The sequence below is a fragment of the Endozoicomonas gorgoniicola genome (assembly GCF_025562715.2).
GTDB classification, from domain to species: domain Bacteria; phylum Pseudomonadota; class Gammaproteobacteria; order Pseudomonadales; family Endozoicomonadaceae; genus Endozoicomonas_A; species Endozoicomonas_A gorgoniicola.
Genome location: NZ_JAPFCC010000001.1, coordinates 5,539,529 through 5,560,136, shown reverse-complemented (window position 1 = coordinate 5,560,136; position 20,608 = coordinate 5,539,529). Strand labels below are relative to the sequence as shown.

The window sequence follows — 20,608 nt, the reverse complement described above, 5'->3', positions numbered from 1 at the left end:
TTAAAAAATTTCTATGCAGCGACTTTTAAAATATAGATGACGGGGGATTCAGGTCAGATTTGCAGTCAGCACGAGTGAATACTGTCCCTTTCACAGCAAAAGCGACAGAAACAGTATGCACTCAGGCAGATCATTCTTTTTATTGCGTTTTACGATCCAGCACCAGATAGCTGAAGGTCAGGGGTTCTTCATCTTCAGACTGCATATCCTGTCTGGCGGTTTCAAGCCAGTCGCTTTCGTTAATGTCCGGAAAGAAAGCATCGCCTTCAAAGCTCTGGTAAACCTTTGTCAGATAAAGCCGGTCAGCTTTACCCAGAGCCTGCTGATAGATCTGCGCACCACCAATGACCATCACCTCGTCATTGCCATTGATCAGGGCAATGTCTTCTGCCAGTGCCAGCGCCTCATCGAGACTGTGAACCACTTTTACCCCCTCATGGTGCCAGTCAGCATCCCGGGTGATGACGATATTGGTGCGCCCGGGCAGGGGCTTGCGCAGGGAGTCAAAAGTCTTACGCCCCATGATAATCGGCTTACCCATGGTCACTGCTTTGAAATAACGCAGGTCACCAGGCAGATACCAGGGCATTTTGTTGTTAATGCCAATTGCGTTATTTTCCGCAACCGCAGCAATCATCGCTATTTTCATTACTTGCACAACCTTGTTCTAAAACTCAGATCAATTAACTGCCATTGTGTTGCTGAAACCTGAGTGATTCAAGGGTATCAGACTGCGGACTGCGGACTGCGGACTGCGGACTGCGGACTGCGATAAAAGCTACTTTTTATCCGGATTAAACACACACACATTATCATGACCTTCTTCACGAAGGTGCATGGCGTGCAGCTGGCTCATAACGCCTTTTTCACAGTACAACAGGTAGTGCTTTTCCCGATCCAGTTCAGCAAATTTTGTGCGCAACTGGTAGAAAGGTACATGTATCACTTCACGACCTGACATGGAGAACGGCTTGATCTCTTCTTCATCCGGATGGCGAATATCAATAATGATCTCGCCCTGATCCACATGATCAACCACTTCCACTTCTTCACGGGTTAAGTCATCAGCAATAATGTCGCTGACCGAAACAATGCGATGCTCTGCAACGGCTTTATCCAGCTGAGCAAAGTCAAAGCGTTCTTCTTCCGCTGCAATTTTCTCAGGTTTGGCTTTCGTCGTTGGATTTTTAGAGATAACCGCACAGTACTCAGGAATATTTTTAACAAACTCCTCAGTGCCAATTCGAGCAGAGATATCAATAATATCCTGCTTATCCATCGCCACCAGCGGACGCAACACCAGATGATCCGTCGCAGCATCAATCACCGCCAGATTGGTCAGCGTCTGGCTGGATACCTGAGCCACTGCCTCACCGGTCACCAGAGCTTCCACGTGCATTTCTTTAGCCACCGAAGTAGCCGCCCGCAGCATCATACGCTTGAGAATCACCCCCATCTGGGAGTTATCCACATTCTTCAGGATTTCCTCAACAACCCCTTCAAACGGGACAGTGACAAACCGAACGTTATGGGATGAACCAAAACGGCTCCACAGATAATAAGCCACTTCTTTAACCGCCAGCTCATGGGCATGGCCACCGAGGTTAAAGAAGCAGAAGTGCGTACGAATACCCCGCTTCATAGTCAGGAAGCTGGAAACCGTTGAGTCGAAACCACCGGAAATCAGGGATAAAACAGGCTCCATAGAACCCAGTGGGTAGCCACCAAGGCCTTCACCACGGGCTGTCTCCAGAAAATAACGGTCGCGTTTAATTTCAATTTTTACCGTAACATCAGGGTTCTTGAGCTTAACGCCTGCCGCTTCAGTGTGGACATTCAGACCACCGCCCACCTGTTTTTCTACATCAATAGACTGAAAATCATGGGTTCCCTGTCTGGCGCAGGTAACACGGAAGGTTTTGCCTGCCAGACGCTCACGAAAAGCAGGCAGTGCTTTTTCAAGAATGTCGTCAATGGTTGTCAGGGGGTATTCTGTCACCTGCATCCAGTAGGCGATACCGGGGATATGACTCAGCTGATCCCCGACTTCCGCCTGTAAAACAGGATCATCAGAAGAGGTCGTGACTTCGATAAAGTCCCAGGTACCACGAACATCTACACCCTCATCGGAACGCTTGAGAATGGTACGAATATTCTTTCGCAGCACTTTAATAAAGCGTTTGCGAACCGGAGTACTTTTAATCGTAATTTCCGGAAACAGCTTGATAATGAACTTCATGGTTCGGGCTACCGTGATCATGCCGCAGGCACACTAAAAACGATGAGAAGTAAAGCTTACTGAAACCTGACAGCAAAATATTGAGGAAAAGTGGCGGAATTATACAGAAACACACCGTTGTGACATATCCCTCAAGCCCGACGGATAACCGCCCCTGACACCTGCACCAGGGCATGTAAATACCAACAGGCGTTAGTAGTCCGCGCAATTTCACGATACACTGAATGCCGCCTGTTTTTGGGAGCAGCAAAATCAGGCAGTACAGGCTTTTTATGCAGCTATTTATGCACTAAGAGTTATGCACCAAGAGTTATGCACCAAGAGTTATGCGCTAAGAGGATTCGGCAAACCTGTTTTGCATCAATTTAGTGCATAGAAATGGTCTACCATGTTTACTTTTAGTGCAATATTTCAGGATTCAAATACAAAATCCTTTAAACAGCTGCACAAGAGGGCATGAAACAGTATTTTGAAAAGCTGGCACGCTGCTTGCTATTCCAAATGCAGATCAGTCACACCTGTGACCAACCATTGAGCCCGGCGGAAGATCATTCAATCGACTCAACCCAGCTCACGTTAAAGATTGACGTTGAAGGTTGACGTTGAAGATCAGAGCCAAAAGCGATGCTCTCAGTTTTGAGCTAAGTCCTCTGGAGGAAATAATAAATGTCCAAGACCCTGAACCTGATCAAGGATCATGACGTTAAGTGGGTTGACCTGCGCTTCACCGACACCAAGGGTAAGGAACAGCACGTTTCCATGCCAATCAGTGAAATAGATGGCGATTTCTTCGAACTGGGTAAAATGTTCGACGGTTCCTCTATCGCAGGTTGGAAAGGCATCAACGAATCCGACATGATCCTGATGCCAGACGACAGCAGCTCTGTAATCGACCCGTTCACCGACGAAACTACCCTGAACATCCGTTGCGATATCATTGAACCTGCCACCATGCAGGGCTATGAGCGTGACCCTCGCTCCGTTGCCAAGCGCGCAGAAGAGTACCTGAAGTCCACCGGCATCGCGGACACTGCATTCTTCGGTCCGGAACCAGAGTTCTTCGTTTTTGATGACGTTAAGTGGAAAGTTGATATTTCCGGCGCATCCTACGAAATCAACTCTGAAGAAGCTCACTGGTCCAGCAACGCTACCTTTGCTGACGGTAACACCGGCCATCGCCCAAAGGTTAAAGGCGGTTACTTCCCGGTTCCTCCGGTAGACTCCCTGCACGACCTGCGTGCCAAGATGTGTCAGGCGATGGAAGACCAGGGCCTGGAAGTTGAGGTACACCACCACGAAGTAGGTACTGCCGGTCAGTGTGAAATCGGTGTTAAGTTCAACACCATGGTTAAGAAGGCTGACGAGGTTCAGATCCTGAAGTATGCGGTACATAACGTTGCTCACGCTTACGGCAAAACCGCTACCTTTATGCCGAAGCCTCTGGTCGGCGACAACGGCAGTGGCATGCACGTTCACATGTCCCTGAGCAAGGACGGTGACAACCAGTTTGCTGGTGATGGCTATGCGGGTCTGAGCGAAACCGCCCTGTACTACATTGGTGGTGTCATCAAGCACGCTAAAGCGATCAACGCTTTTGCCAACGCGTCCACCAACTCCTACAAGCGTCTGATTCCCGGCTTTGAAGCGCCGGTCATGCTGGCTTACTCTGCCCGTAACCGTTCTGCGTCTATCCGTATCCCTTACGTGAACAGCCCGAAAGCCCGTCGTGTAGAAGTTCGCTTCCCTGACCCGACTGCTAACCCATACCTGTGCTTCGCAGCACTGCTGATGGCTGGCCTGGACGGCATCAAGAATAAGATCCACCCTGGTGATGCCGCTGATAAGGACCTGTACGACCTGCCAGCTGAAGAAGCCAAGGAAATTCCGGTCGTTGCTGAAAGCTTTGAAGAAGCCCTGGCTGCTCTGGACTCTGACCGTGAATTTTTGACCGCTGGCGGCGTATTCACCGACGACATGATCGACGCTTATATTGAGCTGAAGAAGGAAGAGTGCCTGGCCATCAGCCAGACGACTCACCCTGCAGAGTTTGACCTGTACTACTCTGTTTGATTGCTCGTATCGATAAGGCAGAACACTCTGCCTTATCAAAATGCTTTTCAAACCCTGAAATGGCTAATTGTGGTATTTACCCGATTAGCCATTTTCTTTTCCGACTATTCAATGACCTTTCAGAGCAGTAATCTATTCGTATACCGTTATCCATGGGTAGGCTTCAATGACAATAAAAACTTTGCCACTTTTCTTAATGTTGATAACTGCGTCCTTCAATGCCAGTACACAGATTTATAAGTCCATCGATAAACATGGCAATGCTGTCTTCACCGACAAGCCTTCCACTAACCAACCCAGTGAACCCGTTACGCTAAAACCCACCACCAGCCTGCCTTCCCCACCCAACATACCCTCCAGCCACTCCGCTGCTGAGCCAACAAGGCATGGCAAACCAGGCTACAACGTTTTTTCAATCAGCAATCCGGCTAATGATTCAACGGTTCGGAACAATGGCAGCTTCACGATAAAAGTCAGTCTTCAGCCCAATCTGAACAGAGGACACAGAGTACGCTTTTTTATTGATGGTCAGGCTGTTGCTGGTCCACAAAGAACGCTCAGCCATCAGGTCGAAAATATGAACCGGGGAACCCACCTGATCAGGGCGGAGGTGGTTAATCATTCAGGGAAAGTGATTCAGACCACTGAAAGCACGGTACACGTGCAGCGCACTATCTACAGACCTCCTGCTCCCTGACACAGAGCTTTGACCATTAAATGCACCAAATTAGTGCATTCAGTTTATATCTCTTTATAATCTACGGTTCAGCAAGCGTTACCCTGCATTTGTACCATTACATAGTGCGCTCCGGGCAAACTGGTTCAATTATTGCTGAGTTCAATGATGACTGAACAGTTATCAGGGAATACATCACAATGTGTCGAACAATAACAACATCAGGGATGTTCAGATGATCGAACAATTTGTACTGGACAATCTCAATACTGCGGTGATTGCCCTTGATCGGGAATTAAGAGTCAGCTATCTCAATCATGCTGCTGAAAACCTGCTGGATATCAGTGAACGGCGCAGCTATAGCCAGCCTGTGGAGACACTGTTAACCCAACCCGGTCTGGAAGATGACCTGAAGCGGGCACAGTCCCAGCAACAACCGTTCACCCGCCGTAAAGCCTGCATTCGTATCAACAGCGAAACGGTCACTGTTGATTACACCGTAACCCCGGTAGATTATTCAGACTTCAGTATTCTGCTGGAAATACACCCAAGGGACCGGTTGCAGCGCATTACCCGGGAAGCCTCTCTGGTTGCCAAGCAGGAAACCGCCAAAAGCCTTGCCCGGGGTATGGCTCACGAAGTAAAGAACCCCCTTGGCGGGATTCGGGGCGCAGCACAACTGCTGGAACGCCAGTTAAACGATAATGGTCAAAAGGAGTTTACAACCATCATTATCGAAGAAGTCGATCGACTTCGTGACCTGGTGGACCAGATGCTGGGGCCTGTCAAACCACCCTGTCTGAAAGCACTGAATGTGCATGAAGTGATTGAAAGGGTGATGCAACTGACAGAGGCGGAAACGGGTGGTGCCATTCAATTCGTCCGGGATTACGACCCCAGTATTCCAGAGATACCAGCAGACCGGGAGCGGCTGATTCAGGCCGTTCTGAACCTGGTTCGTAATGCCATGCAGGCGATTGAACAGCATATGCCATTAAGCGATGGACAGATCACGATCCAGACCCGGGTTATCCGACAGTTCACCATTGCCAACGAGCGCTGCCGCCTGGTGTGCAATATCAGCATTATCGACAACGGCCCCGGCATTCCCGAAGATATGATCGAAACCATCTTCTACCCCATGATCAGTGGCCGCGCGGAAGGCACCGGGCTGGGCCTGCCCATGGCACAGTCAATCATCAGCCAGCATAAAGGACTGATTGAGTGTGAAAGCAAGCCAGGCCGAACCTGTTTCAATGTTTATATACCGATTGCTCTCTGAGAGGCGTGCTAATGACTACCGATTCGCAAGTCTGGATTATTGATGACGACCGTTCTATTCGCTGGGTGCTGGAAAAGTCCCTGCAGGGAGAAGGGCTGAGTGTCGAGTCCTTTGATTGTGCAGATAAAGCGATAGAAGCTCTGGACAACGGCAAACCAGAAGCCATTATCAGCGATGTCCGGATGCCGGGTATCAATGGTCTGGATTTTCTGAAGCAGGTACAGGACTCCTACCCTGAGTTACCTGTGATCATCATGACCGCTCATTCTGATCTCGACAGTGCAGTGGCTTCCTATCAGAGCGGTGCTTTTGACTATATGCCCAAGCCCTTTGATATTGATGACGCCATCTCCCTGACCCGACGGGCGCTGGAACATAGCCTTCAGCTGAAAAATAGCCGCCAGCAGGCACAGGAAGTCAGTACGATTGAGCCTGTGGATAACTCCACAGAGATCATTGGTGAAGCACCCGCCATGCAGGAAGTATTTCGTGCCATCGGAAGGCTGTCTCACTCCAATATTACGGTATTGATTAATGGCGAATCCGGAACCGGCAAAGAGCTGGTTGCCCGCGCATTACACCGACACAGCCCCAGAGCTGCAAAGCCATTTATTGCCCTGAACATGGCTGCGATTCCAAACGACCTGATTGAATCCGAACTCTTTGGCCATGAGAAAGGCGCCTTTACCGGTGCCGGAGCCATGCGCAAAGGGCGCTTTGAGCAGGCTGGGAATGGCACCCTGTTTCTGGATGAAATCGGCGATATGCCTGCCGATACCCAGACCCGCCTGCTCAGGGTTCTGGCCGATGGTGAATTTTACAGAGTGGGTGGTCACATACCTGTAAAGGCCGATGTAAGAATCATTGCCGCCACTCATCAAGATCTGGAAACACTGGTTAGCCAGGGTAAGTTTCGGGAAGACTTATTCCATCGTTTAAACGTTATTCGTGTGCATCTGCCCAAACTATGCGAACGATCTGAAGATATTCCTGTTCTGGCACGCCATTTCCTCGACCAGGCTGCGCAAGAGCTGAATGTTGAAACCAAGATACTAACGCCTGAAACTGAAAGCTATATCGCCTTACTGCCCTGGCCTGGCAATGTCCGTCAACTGGAAAATACCTGCCGCTGGCTGACCGTGATGGCTTCTGGCAGAGAAGTCTTGATCTCAGACCTTCCTCCAGAGCTCTTAAATAAAAAGCTCCTGAATAAAGAGCTGCTAAACCAGGATCAACAGCCACGGGCAGTGAAAGCCGATAGCTGGGAACAACGGTTGAAACAGTGGGCTGAAAAAGAGCTGGCGATTGGTCACACCAATATTCTGGAGACTGCGGTGCCTGCCTTTGAGCGCATTCTTATTGAATCAGCATTACAGCACACCAGTGGGCGTAAGCGAGATGCATCTGAATTGCTGGGCTGGGGACGTAATACCCTGACCCGGAAGATCAAAGAACTGGGTATTTCCGACAAGAACGTGACTGACAAATCACTGACTGAATAACTCCACAACCGGAAAGAGCCAGGCATCTGACACGGCTCTTTCCACTCATCCTGACATTTGCCCTCTCATCAATATCGCTGTAACAAGAAAAGCTTATCATTTTCGTATCTCGTTGTTTTTAAAGACAATATCAATAAATACCTGAAAAGCCTTCAGCAGATAATATCTATAATTCAATTTTCAGGGATAAATCAGAAAAGTTGTTGATTAAGGAGTACCCTAATGAACGTTAAACGCCAAGTGAAATGGATGTCTGGCGCGGCGCTTTCCATCCTGTTTACATTCGTAATGCCTGTTCAGGCAGACACCAGCAATAAAAAGCCCATGATCCTCGCGGGTCCTATTGGCAAAAGCTCCAGTGCTTCTGCCAGAATCACGCTGGTGATTCCACCCAGACCGGATAAAGCACAACGATCAACTGCCCGGCAAACGACTTCTGAAAAGTCTTCTGAGAAGACCGGTCAGAAGTAACGATAAAGGCGGAACTCCTGACACGCTTCAGGGGTTCCTCTAAACCAGCAGGCAATCAGTCAGCTTCAATAGTCAATGTCAGCGTATCCATATAAATATCAGCAGGCTTAACACTGAGAATGCTGATCTCTGGCAACTCTATTTTTAACTGCATGTTCTCGCCACCCCCTGTCGTGCAGTTCTCAGATGCGTCACCACGCAACCCCCGCCGAATCTCGCCATAACTTATTTGCTTCGGAAAGTCTCCCACATTGGCAAGGTAAACACTGTAATCGATTGAATCGCCCGTATTATTGCCTTTCAGCTTAAACGCTCCGTTATCAGTGGTGGGCATTAACTTAAAGTTTCCACCGCCCTGTACATGAGCACAAAATGTTTGGCTATGACTCCTGCTAAAGTCATCCGCCAAGAATGTACCGAAAGCAACGTTCTCTAGCCCACTGATCTTAACTCTGTTTTTTAATTCAATGGTTATCCAAATAAAAAAGCGCGTGTAAATAAGATTACCTTTGATGCGGCCAAGTACAGGCAACAAAAAAGTATGATCACCGGGTTGCAGTCCATTTAAAAAGTGATCCTTAAAAGCCAGATTTAGCTTGACACTGTAGTATTTCTCAGAATCTCCATCATCATTACCGCCAGATATTTTTCCACTTTCCCCAGCAGGCCATCCTGCCTGATTCTTTGGAGAAGTCATTTCAAGGGTGTAATCGGATTCATTTATACGACTGTACCAGGGCCAGTTATTAGACCTTAACGAGCGATGCTCTAGTTCCCACTCTTCACTCTCATCATCATCAAAAGCACGAAATCTGAAATCTATGGAGACGTAGTCACTGCTATTACCGATGACGACCTTATTCAGGGAACCCGTTTTAACCCATTCATTGGAGTCACATGTACCGCCACCTAAATCAGTAAAACAGAACACTTCATCAGAATAAGCAACTTGAGAAAAAATGGTCAGGCAATAAATCGACAGACGTAAAAAAGTGAGCCACAGCCGTGCTCCCTTGTTGGCAGATAAACAATTAAACAGCAATTTAATATGGAAATACTTCATTTCAAAGCCTTACTGCTGACTTTGATAACCAAAGTCTGAGCTTTCTTTTTCCCTAACTATGATCTTCCCTGATTCTACTTTTTCCTTAGGTCGCAACCAGTTCTTTTACCAGACTGGTCAGGTAATCCAGTTTGGCATCCATTGTGTCGAATCGAAATCTCAGTGATCTGACATCGTTTTTAATGGTTGAAGTATCAGACTCGACCACGACCAGACGAGAATTTATATCGCCCGACTGCCGGGTCAGCTCGAAGATCAATCTTCTTATCTCTGACAGCTCTTTGTCTTCCTTTGCAGCCTCTTTCGCCTTGTCCTTGTCCGCCCCAAGATCAACAAGAATTTCATACAAGTTTTCATTCAGCATACTGCGTACCTTTTTTTATGAGTGCTGAGTATAGGCCTATTACTTCAAAGGGAAAGTAAATTCCCGGCGCTGTTCACGGGTTCCGTCAAACATCCCGAAACGAACCAGCTTACCTTTACCTGGCAAGTCCAGCGTTAAACTCTGCCCCGCATAAATACGACCGCCTGAAGTGATTTCAACACAGTCGTCTTCACCCTCTGCGGATGCGCATTGTTCACCATTACGAAGAATGACATTGCTGTTGCCTTTATTGGTAAAGGTCACTTTATCGCCTTCACGCTTTGCAACCAGTTCATAGACAGGCTTTTCGGGGCGGATAAAAATCAGTGCCTGATAGGCAATTAACAGTTGAATCGCATTCTGGTTGGCTTCTACATCACCGGTTACGGGTCGGAACGTAATCCGATAAACGTCTTCCGTCTCCTTTGGGGTTTCCAGGCTCACAAGGCGAACGGTTCGACGCCCTCCCGGCGCAACAATAGACTTTTGCGGCGTTGCCAGCAACTTCATCTCATCAGGATTAGTAATCCGGATGCGCTCCTCATTTTCTGCTCCGGGGTTAACCACCTTGTAAATCTCGGTTTGCAGAAACAGGTTGTCATCGCTGACATTGGTGACGCGAATATCCTGGCGCGGCTGCTTGCCCGGCTCAAAGTAGACAATCATCCGATCCAGCAGCATATTGGCACTGGCAAAGGGTGAGGCCAGTAAAGTGGCTTTCAAAGTAACCAGTAAGGCAACCACCAGCCCTGTTTTTTTTCTTACTTCCACGACATCATCCTGACAGTGAGTTATTAAGTTTTAAATACCGTCTGCTTTTGCCTGATTATGAACGTCTGCATAGTGACAGACAACTTGTCCGAGATTAATAAAGTCATCTTTCTTGTCTCCAACATCCAGATCAACCAGACACTGCCTGCCGCCTTTTACAAAAATAAGCTGTTTACTGTCGTCCGTAATTTCAGCCTGGAACATGCCATACTCATCACTGACAGCCAGACCTACACCACCCTGTACACTGGCATTAGCCAGCCAGTCGCCGTCGTTTGTTTTTACTCTGCCGTATAACACCCGGACACTGTCAACGCTGTAATCCAGATCCATGACATTGCCGGGATACAGAGTCACCTCGTACTCTTTTTCGTCAAAAGAGAAAATACTGCTACCTGTTGGCCTGATGCTGACTTTATAGGTTCTGAACGGACTAAGGTGAATGATCGAAGGCTTGCCACCCAGCGCATAACCACGACGTTGGTTGTCTATATAGACATCAAACTGATCCCCCAGTGATGCACCATCAACCGTTACCACCACGGCAGAGCGGGACTGGGACTCGCCACCAAAGGCAAACACATTGCTGTTAGCCATAAAGCTGGTACTCAGGTTTGCGGAATAACCTGTGGTTCTGTTGGAATCGTTGTCAACATGGTTAACGTTGAGGTTCGCGGTTCCCCAGGTGGATGCCAGACGGCTAGTCAGTCCTGCCGTGGTTTGACCCGACGACCTTTTTTCTGCCCTGATCGTACTACGGAAGTTTCCGGCAACGGAGTCCCTGTTATTATAAGTGGCCGATACCTGCATCTGCTCGGTCCGGTCGCTCTTGCCTTCAGTATCTTTGTCATAACGAGCCTGGGGGTTTGCCCGGAACGTCCATTGACTCTCTGAACGACTCAGGTCAAAAGAGATCAGCCCGCTGATCTGCCCTTCATCGGTCCAGGAGGTATCAAAACGCATGGACACGGAATACAGCCCGTCACGGTAAATGCTTCGGCTGTAGCCAACACTCTGACGGGTTTGATGGTTATTGGTGGTGCCATCCGTCGATGCGCTTTCACTCTCACTGTAACGGTAGCTGGCATTCCCATCCAGAAGCGGATAGTTCATGGACACACTGCTCTGGCGGAACTCATTGCCCAGCAAATCAAATTCCGTTGTGGGTCGGACTTCATCACTGCGCCACAACTGAAAATAGCTGCCACTGATATTAAACTGGCCGTAACGGTAGCGTGCATCCAGCTTGCCACCGTAGTCACCTTCATCAGACAACATAAAAGAGGGAGCCAGCTCGTAACGGCGACCGATCTTGAAGAAAGAAGCCTCTGCCAGACTCTGCCCTTCAGTGGCTGCCAACGCAAAAGAGCCGGATAAGGTATCTCCAAGGCGCATGTTAACACCGCCTCTTACCAGAACATCGTCTTGTACTTCCGGAAGAATCTTATCAGCAGAAGACAGAGAAACCCGCCCGCCTTCGAGGAAATACTCGTTCTCACCAATAGGTGCCAGACGGGTCTGTTTAGCAAAGAAACGGGTTTCAGTGCGTACCAGATTATTTGCCTCATCCAGTATCTTTATGGTCAGGTCATAAGCGCCGCTGGGAAAGTTAGTGGTGTCCAGTTCCTGATTACCCGCTTCCAGAAAGCCACTACTGATCAGCCGTTCTTCATAAATAATTTCATAGCGTCCACGCACCGGCATGTAGATTTCCAGTGGTGTTCCCTGGGTAAAAGAACGATCCGTGCGGGTATTGAAAGAGCTGGCAACCCTTGCTCCCCATAGACGACGACTGGCACTGAAATTCAGACCAAAGCCCGTGGTATTGACTAAACCCGCCTGCCATAAGTGACCCTGGTAGTCTCGCTCAAAAAGTAGTGTGTTGACGCTGGCCTTCTGATCTCTTGAAAAATCCCAGTTGGCCTGAACGCTGTTTTCTTCAAACGACAAAAAGCTACTCCCAAAGACGGTGTAATTGTCCTCGGAGTTACCATCGTTTAGAGTGCCGGAAATATTGGCAGACAAGTTCTGGATAACCGCAGGCCCCGCTTCAGAACCCGGTAGAAAGCGATTTTTGTCCAGCGCCTGAACGGTGAGCAGGCTGGGGTGAATAAACAGATCGGCCCTGAAGTTATCGGCATTAAAAATAACTCCGGCGACTTCCGGCTCAATGATGCCGCAACCTTGGGTAGAGCGACCATAGCAGACGGCTTCCGTATGGCTATCCAGCTCGCCTTCCAGCGCCTGAATCACAGGAAAAGCATCAAGCACCGCCGGGAGTTGCCTGACCAGTTTTTCCGGGTCTTCGAACTCGACGGTACTGGTGGTGAAGGTGGCAGACATAGTGGTGACAAAGCGACCGCCAAAGTAGACGTCGATCATGCTTTGCTGAGGGGCGAGCAGATCTTCAAAACCGGCAGGGACAGAGGTTTGGGAAATAATCAGGGGTTCTTTTGCACTCACTTTTAAAGCGAATAACCATGCAGCAATAAAGCACAGTGTTTTTGTATTTTTTTTAATCATTTTTTGCCTGCTGTACTGTGCATCCATTCTGCAGGATGTTTTAAAACTTAGTCTGCCTCAACATGCAATGTTAACGTGTCGGTATAATTACCTGCCGGTTTTATGCTGAGTTCCTCAAACGTAGTATTAAGCTTGATAGCCAGTGTCATATTGGTTCCACCACCACAAAAATCATCCTTATGCCCTTTGAACTGACCTGAAGTTTCGTCATTCATTCTTAGTAAGCTACCTTCAGGAAGTGAATTGCCAACCCCAAACAATGGAGAGTATGAAATAGTGTTGGAAGCACTGTTTAACTGGAAATTATTATCTCGCTTATCGCCACCCTCTGCACGAATCTTGAAGTTTCCCTCACCGGAGGAATGAATGCAGAAATTTTGTGAATCGTAGCTAGAGTGCTCAGGAAAAGTGCCAAGCTGGACATTCCGTAATCCGGATATACGAACCTGTTTGTTTTCGGGAACTTTGATAAAGAAATTGTAATTAAGGGTTCTTGTAACACCAGACTCTTGTACTTCCCTGCCTTCGATGACCACTGTGAAGTGATGATCACCCGGCTGAAGGTCTTTCAATAATTTGTACTTGAGGATTAACGATATATGGGAAAAACCTGACATCTGACCAGCCCAAAGATTGTCCTCACCGTTACCATTAAACTTATCGTCCATAGGCCAAGGATTTAGGTCTTTGTCATCATAACCAAAGCCATTAATGTTAAAAAAGCCTTTAAGGTCATAATGAGTTCTGTCATTGAACAGTCCTTTATCAACATTTGAACCATTATATTTAAAATTTACAAAATGCACTTCCCAGTTCAGCCCACCGCTACAGCCATCTTTGGCGGTGCAGCCAGAACGAAACTGAAATGGAATGTTAGAGGTAAACGTCTGATCTTTGTCAACGACAACAGGCTGCAATGTATGGGGGTCATCGTAGTTTATAGAACCACTGTTATCCTGAAGTGTGCAGGTTGCAGCGCCTCCCATAGCCCAACAGAATCCGGCTTGTGCTTCTTCAGTTAAAAACAAAGGGAATATTAGCAGCAGCATAAAAAAACAACGCCTTAAACAAGCAGACCATAAATTAGCGGTCGCCTGTTTAAGGTGTTTTGGTTTTTTATTGTACTGGTTGTTTGACTTCATGCCAGAAACCCGGAGTGTTGCTGATGCTTGTTTTTACGTTGTAGGTTGGGAAGAGCGTAGCAACTCCCAATCTACTTGTTAACAAATTACTCTGCCGCAATAATTAACGCCAAAGTTCCTGTGTATGAACCAGCTGGAGCTTGTGAAGCATCAACATCACTTACAGCAACCGAAATAGTTGCATTTTCAGCGGTACAATTTTGGTTTGCATCTAAACCGACACTCGTCAGTCCAGCAAATGTATTATTACCTCCAGCAGCAGCAGTATCTTTTGCTGTATTACCTCCATCCTCATAGGTCACTGTGTAATTTACAACAGCACCATTAGGTCCAGTGAGTTCAAACGCATCAGTACCCGCCACTCCACCACCAATTTTTACGCTTATGTCTTCATATGTGTCAGTGCTTGAATAGCCGGTTGCATAAATGCAAAAATTAGAACTTCCCTCCAAATTATCACTGATACCAAAAGTACCTAAACCAATATTATCCAGGTGCTTTATCATAACCTTACCGCCCGATACTCCATCACCAAACTTGGCGACATTCATTGTGACATTTAGGTCACCACGCGAGCTCAAGCCTAAGCCTCCACTGTTCCCATCATTACTATCATCACCAATGGCAAAAGCACCAGTAGAAATCACCAGCCCACTTAAAAAGGCTACTGTACTTTTATTAATCATTTTAACTCTCCCTTCCAGTTTGCACTTCGTGCTGTTTTTTTAATCTTTAACTTGCCCACTCACTGCACGGAAACCGTCACCGTCAACGTATCGGAATAACTGTCTTCCGGTTGGTTCTCAAGGTTCTGTAGCGGAACCCTGACGTTTATCGAAGTATTATTCTCTTCACAATCTGAGTTCACCGCCTGGGTTAGCAACCTCAACTGCTGTTGTGGAATATTTTCCTGAGCCGTCAGGTTAAGTTCTGTACCGCCACCACCAGTCTGGTTGTACCAAATTACTTCATAGGGAATTCTCACGGCCGAGCTGGTTCCCAGCAAACCAAAGGTGCTGTCGCCAGCGCTGTTGGCACTGTTCACCGTTAATGAGAATTCTTCTGTGTTATACCAGATGCAGAAATCGTTGATGGACTGAGGAACTGTTTCATAATCAAACTCACCCAGAGAGAATTCCTGCAACTGGTTGACTCTTGCCAATTCCGGGACAGACAGGGTTATGTCTGATACCGCACAGGATTCGTCAGCGAGATCACCATCGCCATCGCCGTCGCCGTCGCTGGGTATGCACACAGCCATTGAAACGGTTGACTGTAGTGCGATTATTATTGCTATCAAATAACTGTAAATCATTTTTTTCGACCTTCAGGTCAATTTTAAATTATACGACTACAGCAGGATTCACTTACAACTTAATTCTGCATGGTTAGTTGATCCAGATCAACAGTCCGCATGAAATAATTTTATTGCTCTATTTATTACGTTCAGGAGCGAGAAATATTGCACAAAAACTATCCGAGATCAACACAAGTGAACATTTTCTATTAAACACTTGTCGTTTTACTTGCGGATTTGGTTATGAGGCAGCAAGGCGGGATTGTGGAGGGCAGTGATAAGGCATCAGGCTGGCAACCAGCCTTCCTGCATAATAGTCTCGAAGCTCCACGGGCAAACGTCGGGAAAACTTTCATTATTTAACTGCTGATGGGGCTGAACGTAATAGTTCATAGCCTCGATAGCAAGGTGTTTGGCATCCTTGTACGATTCAGGAAGAATATCATTTTCATGACCTTTAAGATGCGGGCGTCATTTAATCAACTTGATAAGAGCAAGCCTTGTTCGGCTAATGGTATTTTTCCAGTCGCGACAATTATACGGCTCCGGTAGGACAGGGTTAATGACCTGGGTCTGGTAATGGTATTTCAGCAGATGCAGGAGCAAAGTTGTCAGACGTGTTTCAAGAGTATCCAGCTCCCAACCTATATCGCCAATTTCACCGATCAGATTTTCAATGTCGAGTTTGTCAAACTGCCGATTCGACAGGTAGTCTTTTTGCTGTTGCAGCCACTGGTAATAATCAGTTTTATAGAGATTTTTCATACTCTGCCTCCCACTATTCGCTAACTAATTTAGACAGTAAACTGAAAGGGTCAAAAATAATGAGCTTTTAGCTTCTGGCTATTAGTTGTTCATACAACCACCAGGCAACAGCGGAAAGCGGAAAGCGGAAAGCGGAAAGCGATTTTTTTGCTAATCTACCCTTAGTTATGTAGCTTCATGAAAGGAATGCTGTAGTTGTGAAGCCAAAGCTCCAGTACACGATTTTATGAGGCTTTAGAGAAATGGATTTATCACCTTACGACCAGTGCCGTAGCGACGAGAAGCAGTGCCGCGTTGGTCGTTCCTGCAACATTATCACACTCGCTTTAACGCTTATTCTTATTTCTGGCTTTGCAGCTGCCAACACTTCGACGATTCAATGCAACGTTTTTAGTCCGGAGATGCGAAGCGACAAAAAATAACCTTCCGATGATTAAGTACTGTTCGCCCTCCGACAAGGCTGGAAACTACTGCTCGTGGTGAACTCATACCTTCGCGGGAGTGGCATACATGCGGAAGTGATGTGTCCAGCTGTCCATTGCCTGCTATTCTTACTCCCCAACCAATAAAAATGAGCAGTTCTTATGTCTCTGGAAAGTCGACTGAGAAAAATAGAATCAAAGCAAAGAATACAGGATGATTGCTTTGAGAGAATGGTTAGCGTTATCGACGGTACTCATGAGGTGGTTTCGCTAGTTCTAAAAGAACAGGTTGAAACCCGCAAAGACATAGCTTCACTCAATACTAGGTTCGATCAACAAGATAGACGTATTGAAAAAATCGAAGAACTTCTCATACAAATCGTCAACAATCTAGCCGCCAAGTGATACCACCTTCCAAATGGTTCTGTCTAAACGCCTTCAATGGCAGATGAACCAGGGTTGCCCAAGCTATTCCTTACTCCAGATACAGAAAAACCGGGTGAATACCCGGTTTTTCAATAGCTGATGATTAAATTAATCTTCAGCTTCTACCGCTTCAGCATCAACTGGACGATCCAGCAGCTCAACGATAGCCATAGGAGCGTTGTCGCCCTTACGGAAACCACACTTCAGGATGCGGATATAACCACCTGGACGCTCTTTGAAGCGTGGACCCAGATCAGAGAACAGCTTGCCAACAGTTGCCTTGTTACGGAGACGATCAAACGCCAGGCGACGGTTAGCCACGCTGTCTTCTTTAGACAGGGTGATCAGGGGCTCAGCAACACGACGCAGCTCTTTAGCTTTTGGCAGTGTTGTCTTGATTACTTCGTGCTCAACCAGGGAACTGGTCATGTTACGGAACATAGCCTTACGATGAGAGCTATTCCGGTTGAGCTTGCGGCCACTCTTACGATGACGCATGGCACAAACTTCCTCGTTCTGCCATCAGCCCCGCCTTTATCTTCCACCGTTTACTCATTCAAATGAATGAGTTGATGACAGCGGATAAAGGCGTCAGGACTGCATGGCTGTTTTAAGCAGAAATCTTGTCGTCGTTCTTCAAACTGGCAGGTGGCCAGTTATCCAGACGCATACCCAGGCTCAGACCACGGGAGGCCAGAACGTCCTTGATTTCAGTCAGGGACTTCTTACCCAGGTTCGGGGTCTTCAGCAGTTCGACTTCAGTACGCTGGATCAGGTCACCAATGTAGTAGATGTTTTCTGCTTTCAGGCAGTTCGCACTACGTACAGTCAGTTCCAGATCATCAACCGGGCGCAGCAGGATAGGATCAACGTCGTCCTCTTCCTTCACTGGCTCAGGCTCAGCTTCACCTTCCAGGTCTACGAATACCGCCAGTTGCTGCTGCAGAATAGTAGCAGCGCGACGAATCGCTTCATCCGGATCCAGTGTGCCGTCTGTTTCCAGGTCGATCACCAGCTTGTCGAGGTCAGTACGCTGTTCTACACGGGCGCTTTCAACGACATAGGATACGCGGTATACAGGGCTGTAGGTGGCATCCAGCTGAAGGCGGCCAATAGCGCGGGTTTCTTCTTCGTCGTGACGACGGCTTTCGCCGGACTCGTAACCACGACCACGAGCTACCTTCAGTTTCATATTCAGGTCACCTTTATCGTTCATATGAGCGATAACGTGATCAGGATTCACGATTTCAACATCGTGATCCAGCTGAATATCGGCGGCGGTCACAACACCTGCGCCCTTTTTGTTCAGGGTCAGGGTTGCTTCATCACGGCCATTCATACGAATAGCCAGACCTTTCAGGTTTAGCAGGATTTCAATTACGTCCTCCTGCACACCTTCAATCGCGCTGTATTCGTGCTGAACACCGTCGATCTCTACTTCCGTTACGGCACAGCCTGGCATGGAAGAGAGAAGAATGCGACGCAGCGCGTTACCCAGAGTATGACCGAAGCCCCGCTCCAGCGGCTCAAGGGTAACCTTGGCGCGTGTCAGGCTGATTTCCTCAACGTCAATGTGTCGAGGAGTTAGAAATTCAGTAACCGAATTCTGCATGGATGTTACACCCCACCTAACTGTCTATCCCTTACTTGGAGTACAGCTCGACGATCAAGTTCTCGTTGATGTCTGCTGCAAGATCACTCCGCTCGGGCAGCACCTTGAAGGTACCTTCCTTCTTCTTGGCATCTACTTCAACCCAGGTAGAGAACCCGCGCTGAGCTGCCAATTCGAGTGCTGCATTAATACGCAGCTGGTTTTGAGACTTCTCACGGATAGCGATAACGTCGCCCGGAACAACCTTGTAAGAAGGAATGTTCACAGTCTTACCGTTAACCAGGATAGCCTTGTGGCTTACCAGCTGACGTGCTTCAGCACGGGTGGAACCAAATCCCATGCGGTAAACTACATTATCAAGGCGAGACTCCAGAAGTTGCAACAGGTTTGAACCAGTAGCACCCTTCTGACGGTCTGCATCTTTGTAGTAGTTACGGAACTGCTTTTCCAGAACACCGTAGATACGACGAACTTTCTGCTTTTCACGCAGCTGTACACCGTAGTCAGACAGACGACCACGACGCTGGCCATGCTGGCCAGGAGGAATTTCTGCTTTGCACTTTGACTCGAGTGCGCGAACACCGCTCTTCAGAAAGAGATCGGTGCCTTCACGACGAGACAGTTTGCACTTTGGACCAATATATCTAGCCATTTATATCGTCTCCTGCTTATACTCGACGCTTCTTAGGCGGGCGGCAACCGTTATGTGGGATCGGGGTAACATCGGTGATGTTAGTGATCTTGTAGCCACAAGCGTTCAGAGCGCGTACAGCGGATTCGCGGCCAGGACCAGGTCCTTTCACGCATACATCCAGATTCTTCAGACCGTATTCAGCGGCCGCGCGACCAGCACGTTCAGCAGCAACCTGTGCAGCAAACGGCGTGCTCTTACGGGAACCACGGAAGCCGGAGCCACCGGAAGTTGCCCATGCCAACGCATTACCCTGGCGGTCGGTAATTGTCACGATAGTGTTGTTAAAAGAAGCGTGAATATGGGCAATCCCATCTACGACTGTCTTTTTAACCTTTTTACGTGAGCGAGTACCTGGCTTTGCCATATCAGAATAAATCCTGTGTCATAAGAACGGACTTAACCAGTTCTAAAAATACTTACTTACGAATTGGCTTACGCGGTCCCTTACGGGTGCGAGCATTCGTCTTGGAGCGCTGACCGCGAACGGGCAGACTGCGACGGTGGCGGATACCACGGTAGCAACCCAGATCCATCAGGCGCTTAATGTTCATGCTGATTTCACGACGCAGGTCACCTTCGGTGTCCAGCTTGGCAACTTCACCACGCAGGGCTTCCAGTTGCTCTTCGCTCAGGTCAGCGATCTTGGCATCTGGCTTAACGCCAGTAGCTTCACACAGCTGTGCAGCTGTTGGCTTACCAATGCCGAATATGTAGGTCAACGAGATAACAGCGTGTTTGTTATCCGGGATGTTGACGCCAGCAATACGGGCCATTCAATCGTCTCCGTTTGTTTTTTCCGTGAGTGCATAGTTTGCGATTTGCAAACTATCTTTTGAGTTCACGGCTGTTTTCGCCTTGTAGATAAGCTGACTTAAAAGCCAGTGCGAATATCTACTCGCTATCCAAAGGCAGATAACGTGATTCAGTAAATCCAGAGTTTGACTTTACTGATGAGTCAGTCACGGGGTGACCGACAGGTCGAAAGGCGGAGATTCTAATCTCCCTTTCGATAAAACACAACCGCTCATGTTGACATGAGCGGTTGTGTTTTGCCTGAAATCACATTATTGATTGCGATTTCCAGAGCCACTCTTTCAAGCTGCGAGGGCAAAGATTTCTTATTATGCAAAACTCCGCAGAGCTTTGCACGACAATTAACCTTGGCGCTGCTTGTGACGTGGCTCAACGCAGATCACACGTACAGCGCCTTTGCGCTTGATGATCTTGCAGTTACGGCAGATTTTTTTTACCGACGCACGTACTTTCATTATTCACTCCACCATCGTTGC

21 protein-coding genes and 1 pseudogene are annotated in these 20,608 nt (G+C 47.8%); 6 read left to right on the top strand and 16 right to left on the bottom strand.

Going from position 1 to position 20,608, the window contains the following annotated elements; translation table 11 throughout:
• Positions 1 to 139: 139 nt before the first annotated feature.
• Entirely contained in the window at positions 140 to 649 is a 510-nt protein-coding gene (locus NX722_RS25030) for a dihydrofolate reductase (protein WP_262565571.1), read from the bottom strand.
• A gap of 129 nt (positions 650 to 778) precedes the next feature.
• On the bottom strand, positions 779 to 2,239 hold the full coding sequence (thiI, locus tag NX722_RS25025; protein WP_262565570.1) for a tRNA uracil 4-sulfurtransferase ThiI: 1,461 nt from the start codon (positions 2,237 to 2,239) through the stop codon (positions 779 to 781).
• Positions 2,240 to 2,905: 666 nt separating this feature from the next.
• Here thiI and glnA point away from each other — a divergent pair.
• From glnA to NX722_RS25000, 5 genes are all read left to right on the top strand, one after another.
• The gene (gene glnA / locus NX722_RS25020) at positions 2,906 to 4,309 is read left to right on the top strand and encodes a glutamate--ammonia ligase (protein ID WP_262565569.1); all 1,404 of its coding nucleotides are present in this window, start codon (positions 2,906 to 2,908) and stop codon (positions 4,307 to 4,309) included.
• 166 nt (positions 4,310 to 4,475) lie between these two features.
• Complete coding sequence (locus NX722_RS25015) at positions 4,476 to 5,006, top strand: DUF4124 domain-containing protein (RefSeq protein WP_262565568.1); 531 nt, start codon at positions 4,476 to 4,478, stop codon at positions 5,004 to 5,006.
• 217 nt (positions 5,007 to 5,223) lie between these two features.
• Positions 5,224 to 6,267 carry a nitrogen regulation protein NR(II) gene (gene glnL / locus NX722_RS25010; protein ID WP_407648080.1) on the top strand — a complete coding sequence of 348 codons (1,044 nt, stop codon included), beginning with the start codon at positions 5,224 to 5,226 and terminating at the stop codon, positions 6,265 to 6,267.
• An 11-nt stretch (positions 6,268 to 6,278) separates the two neighbouring features.
• Positions 6,279 to 7,769, top strand: coding sequence for a nitrogen regulation protein NR(I) (gene glnG, locus NX722_RS25005; RefSeq protein WP_262565566.1), 1,491 nt, complete (start codon positions 6,279 to 6,281; stop codon positions 7,767 to 7,769).
• Positions 7,770 to 7,991: 222 nt separating this feature from the next.
• Positions 7,992 to 8,240: a hypothetical protein gene (locus NX722_RS25000; RefSeq protein ID WP_262565565.1), complete on the top strand. Its 249-nt coding sequence runs from the start codon at positions 7,992 to 7,994 to the stop codon at positions 8,238 to 8,240.
• A gap of 55 nt (positions 8,241 to 8,295) precedes the next feature.
• Here the strand turns inward: NX722_RS25000 and NX722_RS24995 are convergent, their stop codons facing one another.
• The 8 genes and pseudogenes from NX722_RS24995 to NX722_RS24960 form a co-directional block, all read right to left on the bottom strand.
• Entirely contained in the window at positions 8,296 to 9,303 is a 1,008-nt protein-coding gene (locus NX722_RS24995) for a hypothetical protein (RefSeq protein WP_262565564.1), read from the bottom strand.
• Between the two features lie 85 nt (positions 9,304 to 9,388).
• Positions 9,389 to 9,667 carry a hypothetical protein gene (locus NX722_RS24990; RefSeq protein WP_262565563.1) on the bottom strand — a complete coding sequence of 93 codons (279 nt, stop codon included), beginning with the start codon at positions 9,665 to 9,667 and terminating at the stop codon, positions 9,389 to 9,391.
• A gap of 39 nt (positions 9,668 to 9,706) precedes the next feature.
• Positions 9,707 to 10,438 carry a fimbrial biogenesis chaperone gene (locus tag NX722_RS24985; protein WP_262565562.1) on the bottom strand — a complete coding sequence of 244 codons (732 nt, stop codon included), beginning with the start codon at positions 10,436 to 10,438 and terminating at the stop codon, positions 9,707 to 9,709.
• Between the two features lie 30 nt (positions 10,439 to 10,468).
• On the bottom strand, positions 10,469 to 12,961 hold the full coding sequence (locus NX722_RS24980) for a CS1-pili formation C-terminal domain-containing protein (protein WP_262565561.1): 2,493 nt from the start codon (positions 12,959 to 12,961) through the stop codon (positions 10,469 to 10,471).
• Between the two features lie 47 nt (positions 12,962 to 13,008).
• Positions 13,009 to 14,103, bottom strand: a complete 1,095-nt coding sequence (locus NX722_RS24975) for a hypothetical protein (protein WP_262565560.1) — start codon at positions 14,101 to 14,103, stop codon at positions 13,009 to 13,011.
• 86 nt (positions 14,104 to 14,189) lie between these two features.
• Positions 14,190 to 14,789 carry a hypothetical protein gene (locus NX722_RS24970; RefSeq protein ID WP_262565559.1) on the bottom strand — a complete coding sequence of 200 codons (600 nt, stop codon included), beginning with the start codon at positions 14,787 to 14,789 and terminating at the stop codon, positions 14,190 to 14,192.
• A gap of 59 nt (positions 14,790 to 14,848) precedes the next feature.
• Positions 14,849 to 15,418 carry a hypothetical protein gene (locus NX722_RS24965; protein WP_262565558.1) on the bottom strand — a complete coding sequence of 190 codons (570 nt, stop codon included), beginning with the start codon at positions 15,416 to 15,418 and terminating at the stop codon, positions 14,849 to 14,851.
• A gap of 267 nt (positions 15,419 to 15,685) precedes the next feature.
• A pseudogene (locus NX722_RS24960) lies at positions 15,686 to 16,165 on the bottom strand (DUF29 domain-containing protein).
• Positions 16,166 to 16,749: 584 nt separating this feature from the next.
• Here NX722_RS24960 and NX722_RS24955 point away from each other — a divergent pair.
• Positions 16,750 to 16,992, top strand: a complete 243-nt coding sequence (locus NX722_RS24955) for a hypothetical protein (RefSeq protein WP_262565557.1) — start codon at positions 16,750 to 16,752, stop codon at positions 16,990 to 16,992.
• Positions 16,993 to 17,121: 129 nt separating this feature from the next.
• Here NX722_RS24955 and rplQ read toward each other — a convergent pair whose 3' ends face one another.
• The 6 genes from rplQ to rpmJ form a co-directional block, all read right to left on the bottom strand.
• Complete coding sequence (rplQ, locus tag NX722_RS24950) at positions 17,122 to 17,511, bottom strand: 50S ribosomal protein L17 (RefSeq protein WP_262565556.1); 390 nt, start codon at positions 17,509 to 17,511, stop codon at positions 17,122 to 17,124.
• 112 nt (positions 17,512 to 17,623) lie between these two features.
• Positions 17,624 to 18,625 carry a DNA-directed RNA polymerase subunit alpha gene (locus tag NX722_RS24945; RefSeq protein WP_034877926.1) on the bottom strand — a complete coding sequence of 334 codons (1,002 nt, stop codon included), beginning with the start codon at positions 18,623 to 18,625 and terminating at the stop codon, positions 17,624 to 17,626.
• A gap of 31 nt (positions 18,626 to 18,656) precedes the next feature.
• The gene (gene rpsD / locus NX722_RS24940) at positions 18,657 to 19,277 is read right to left on the bottom strand and encodes a 30S ribosomal protein S4 (protein WP_262565555.1); all 621 of its coding nucleotides are present in this window, start codon (positions 19,275 to 19,277) and stop codon (positions 18,657 to 18,659) included.
• Between the two features lie 16 nt (positions 19,278 to 19,293).
• Positions 19,294 to 19,683 carry a 30S ribosomal protein S11 gene (gene rpsK / locus NX722_RS24935; protein WP_034877924.1) on the bottom strand — a complete coding sequence of 130 codons (390 nt, stop codon included), beginning with the start codon at positions 19,681 to 19,683 and terminating at the stop codon, positions 19,294 to 19,296.
• A 52-nt stretch (positions 19,684 to 19,735) separates the two neighbouring features.
• Complete coding sequence (rpsM, locus tag NX722_RS24930) at positions 19,736 to 20,092, bottom strand: 30S ribosomal protein S13 (protein ID WP_034877923.1); 357 nt, start codon at positions 20,090 to 20,092, stop codon at positions 19,736 to 19,738.
• Between the two features lie 381 nt (positions 20,093 to 20,473).
• Positions 20,474 to 20,587, bottom strand: a complete 114-nt coding sequence (gene rpmJ / locus NX722_RS24925; protein WP_082212274.1) for a 50S ribosomal protein L36 — start codon at positions 20,585 to 20,587, stop codon at positions 20,474 to 20,476.
• Between the last annotated feature and the right edge of the window lie 21 nt (positions 20,588 to 20,608).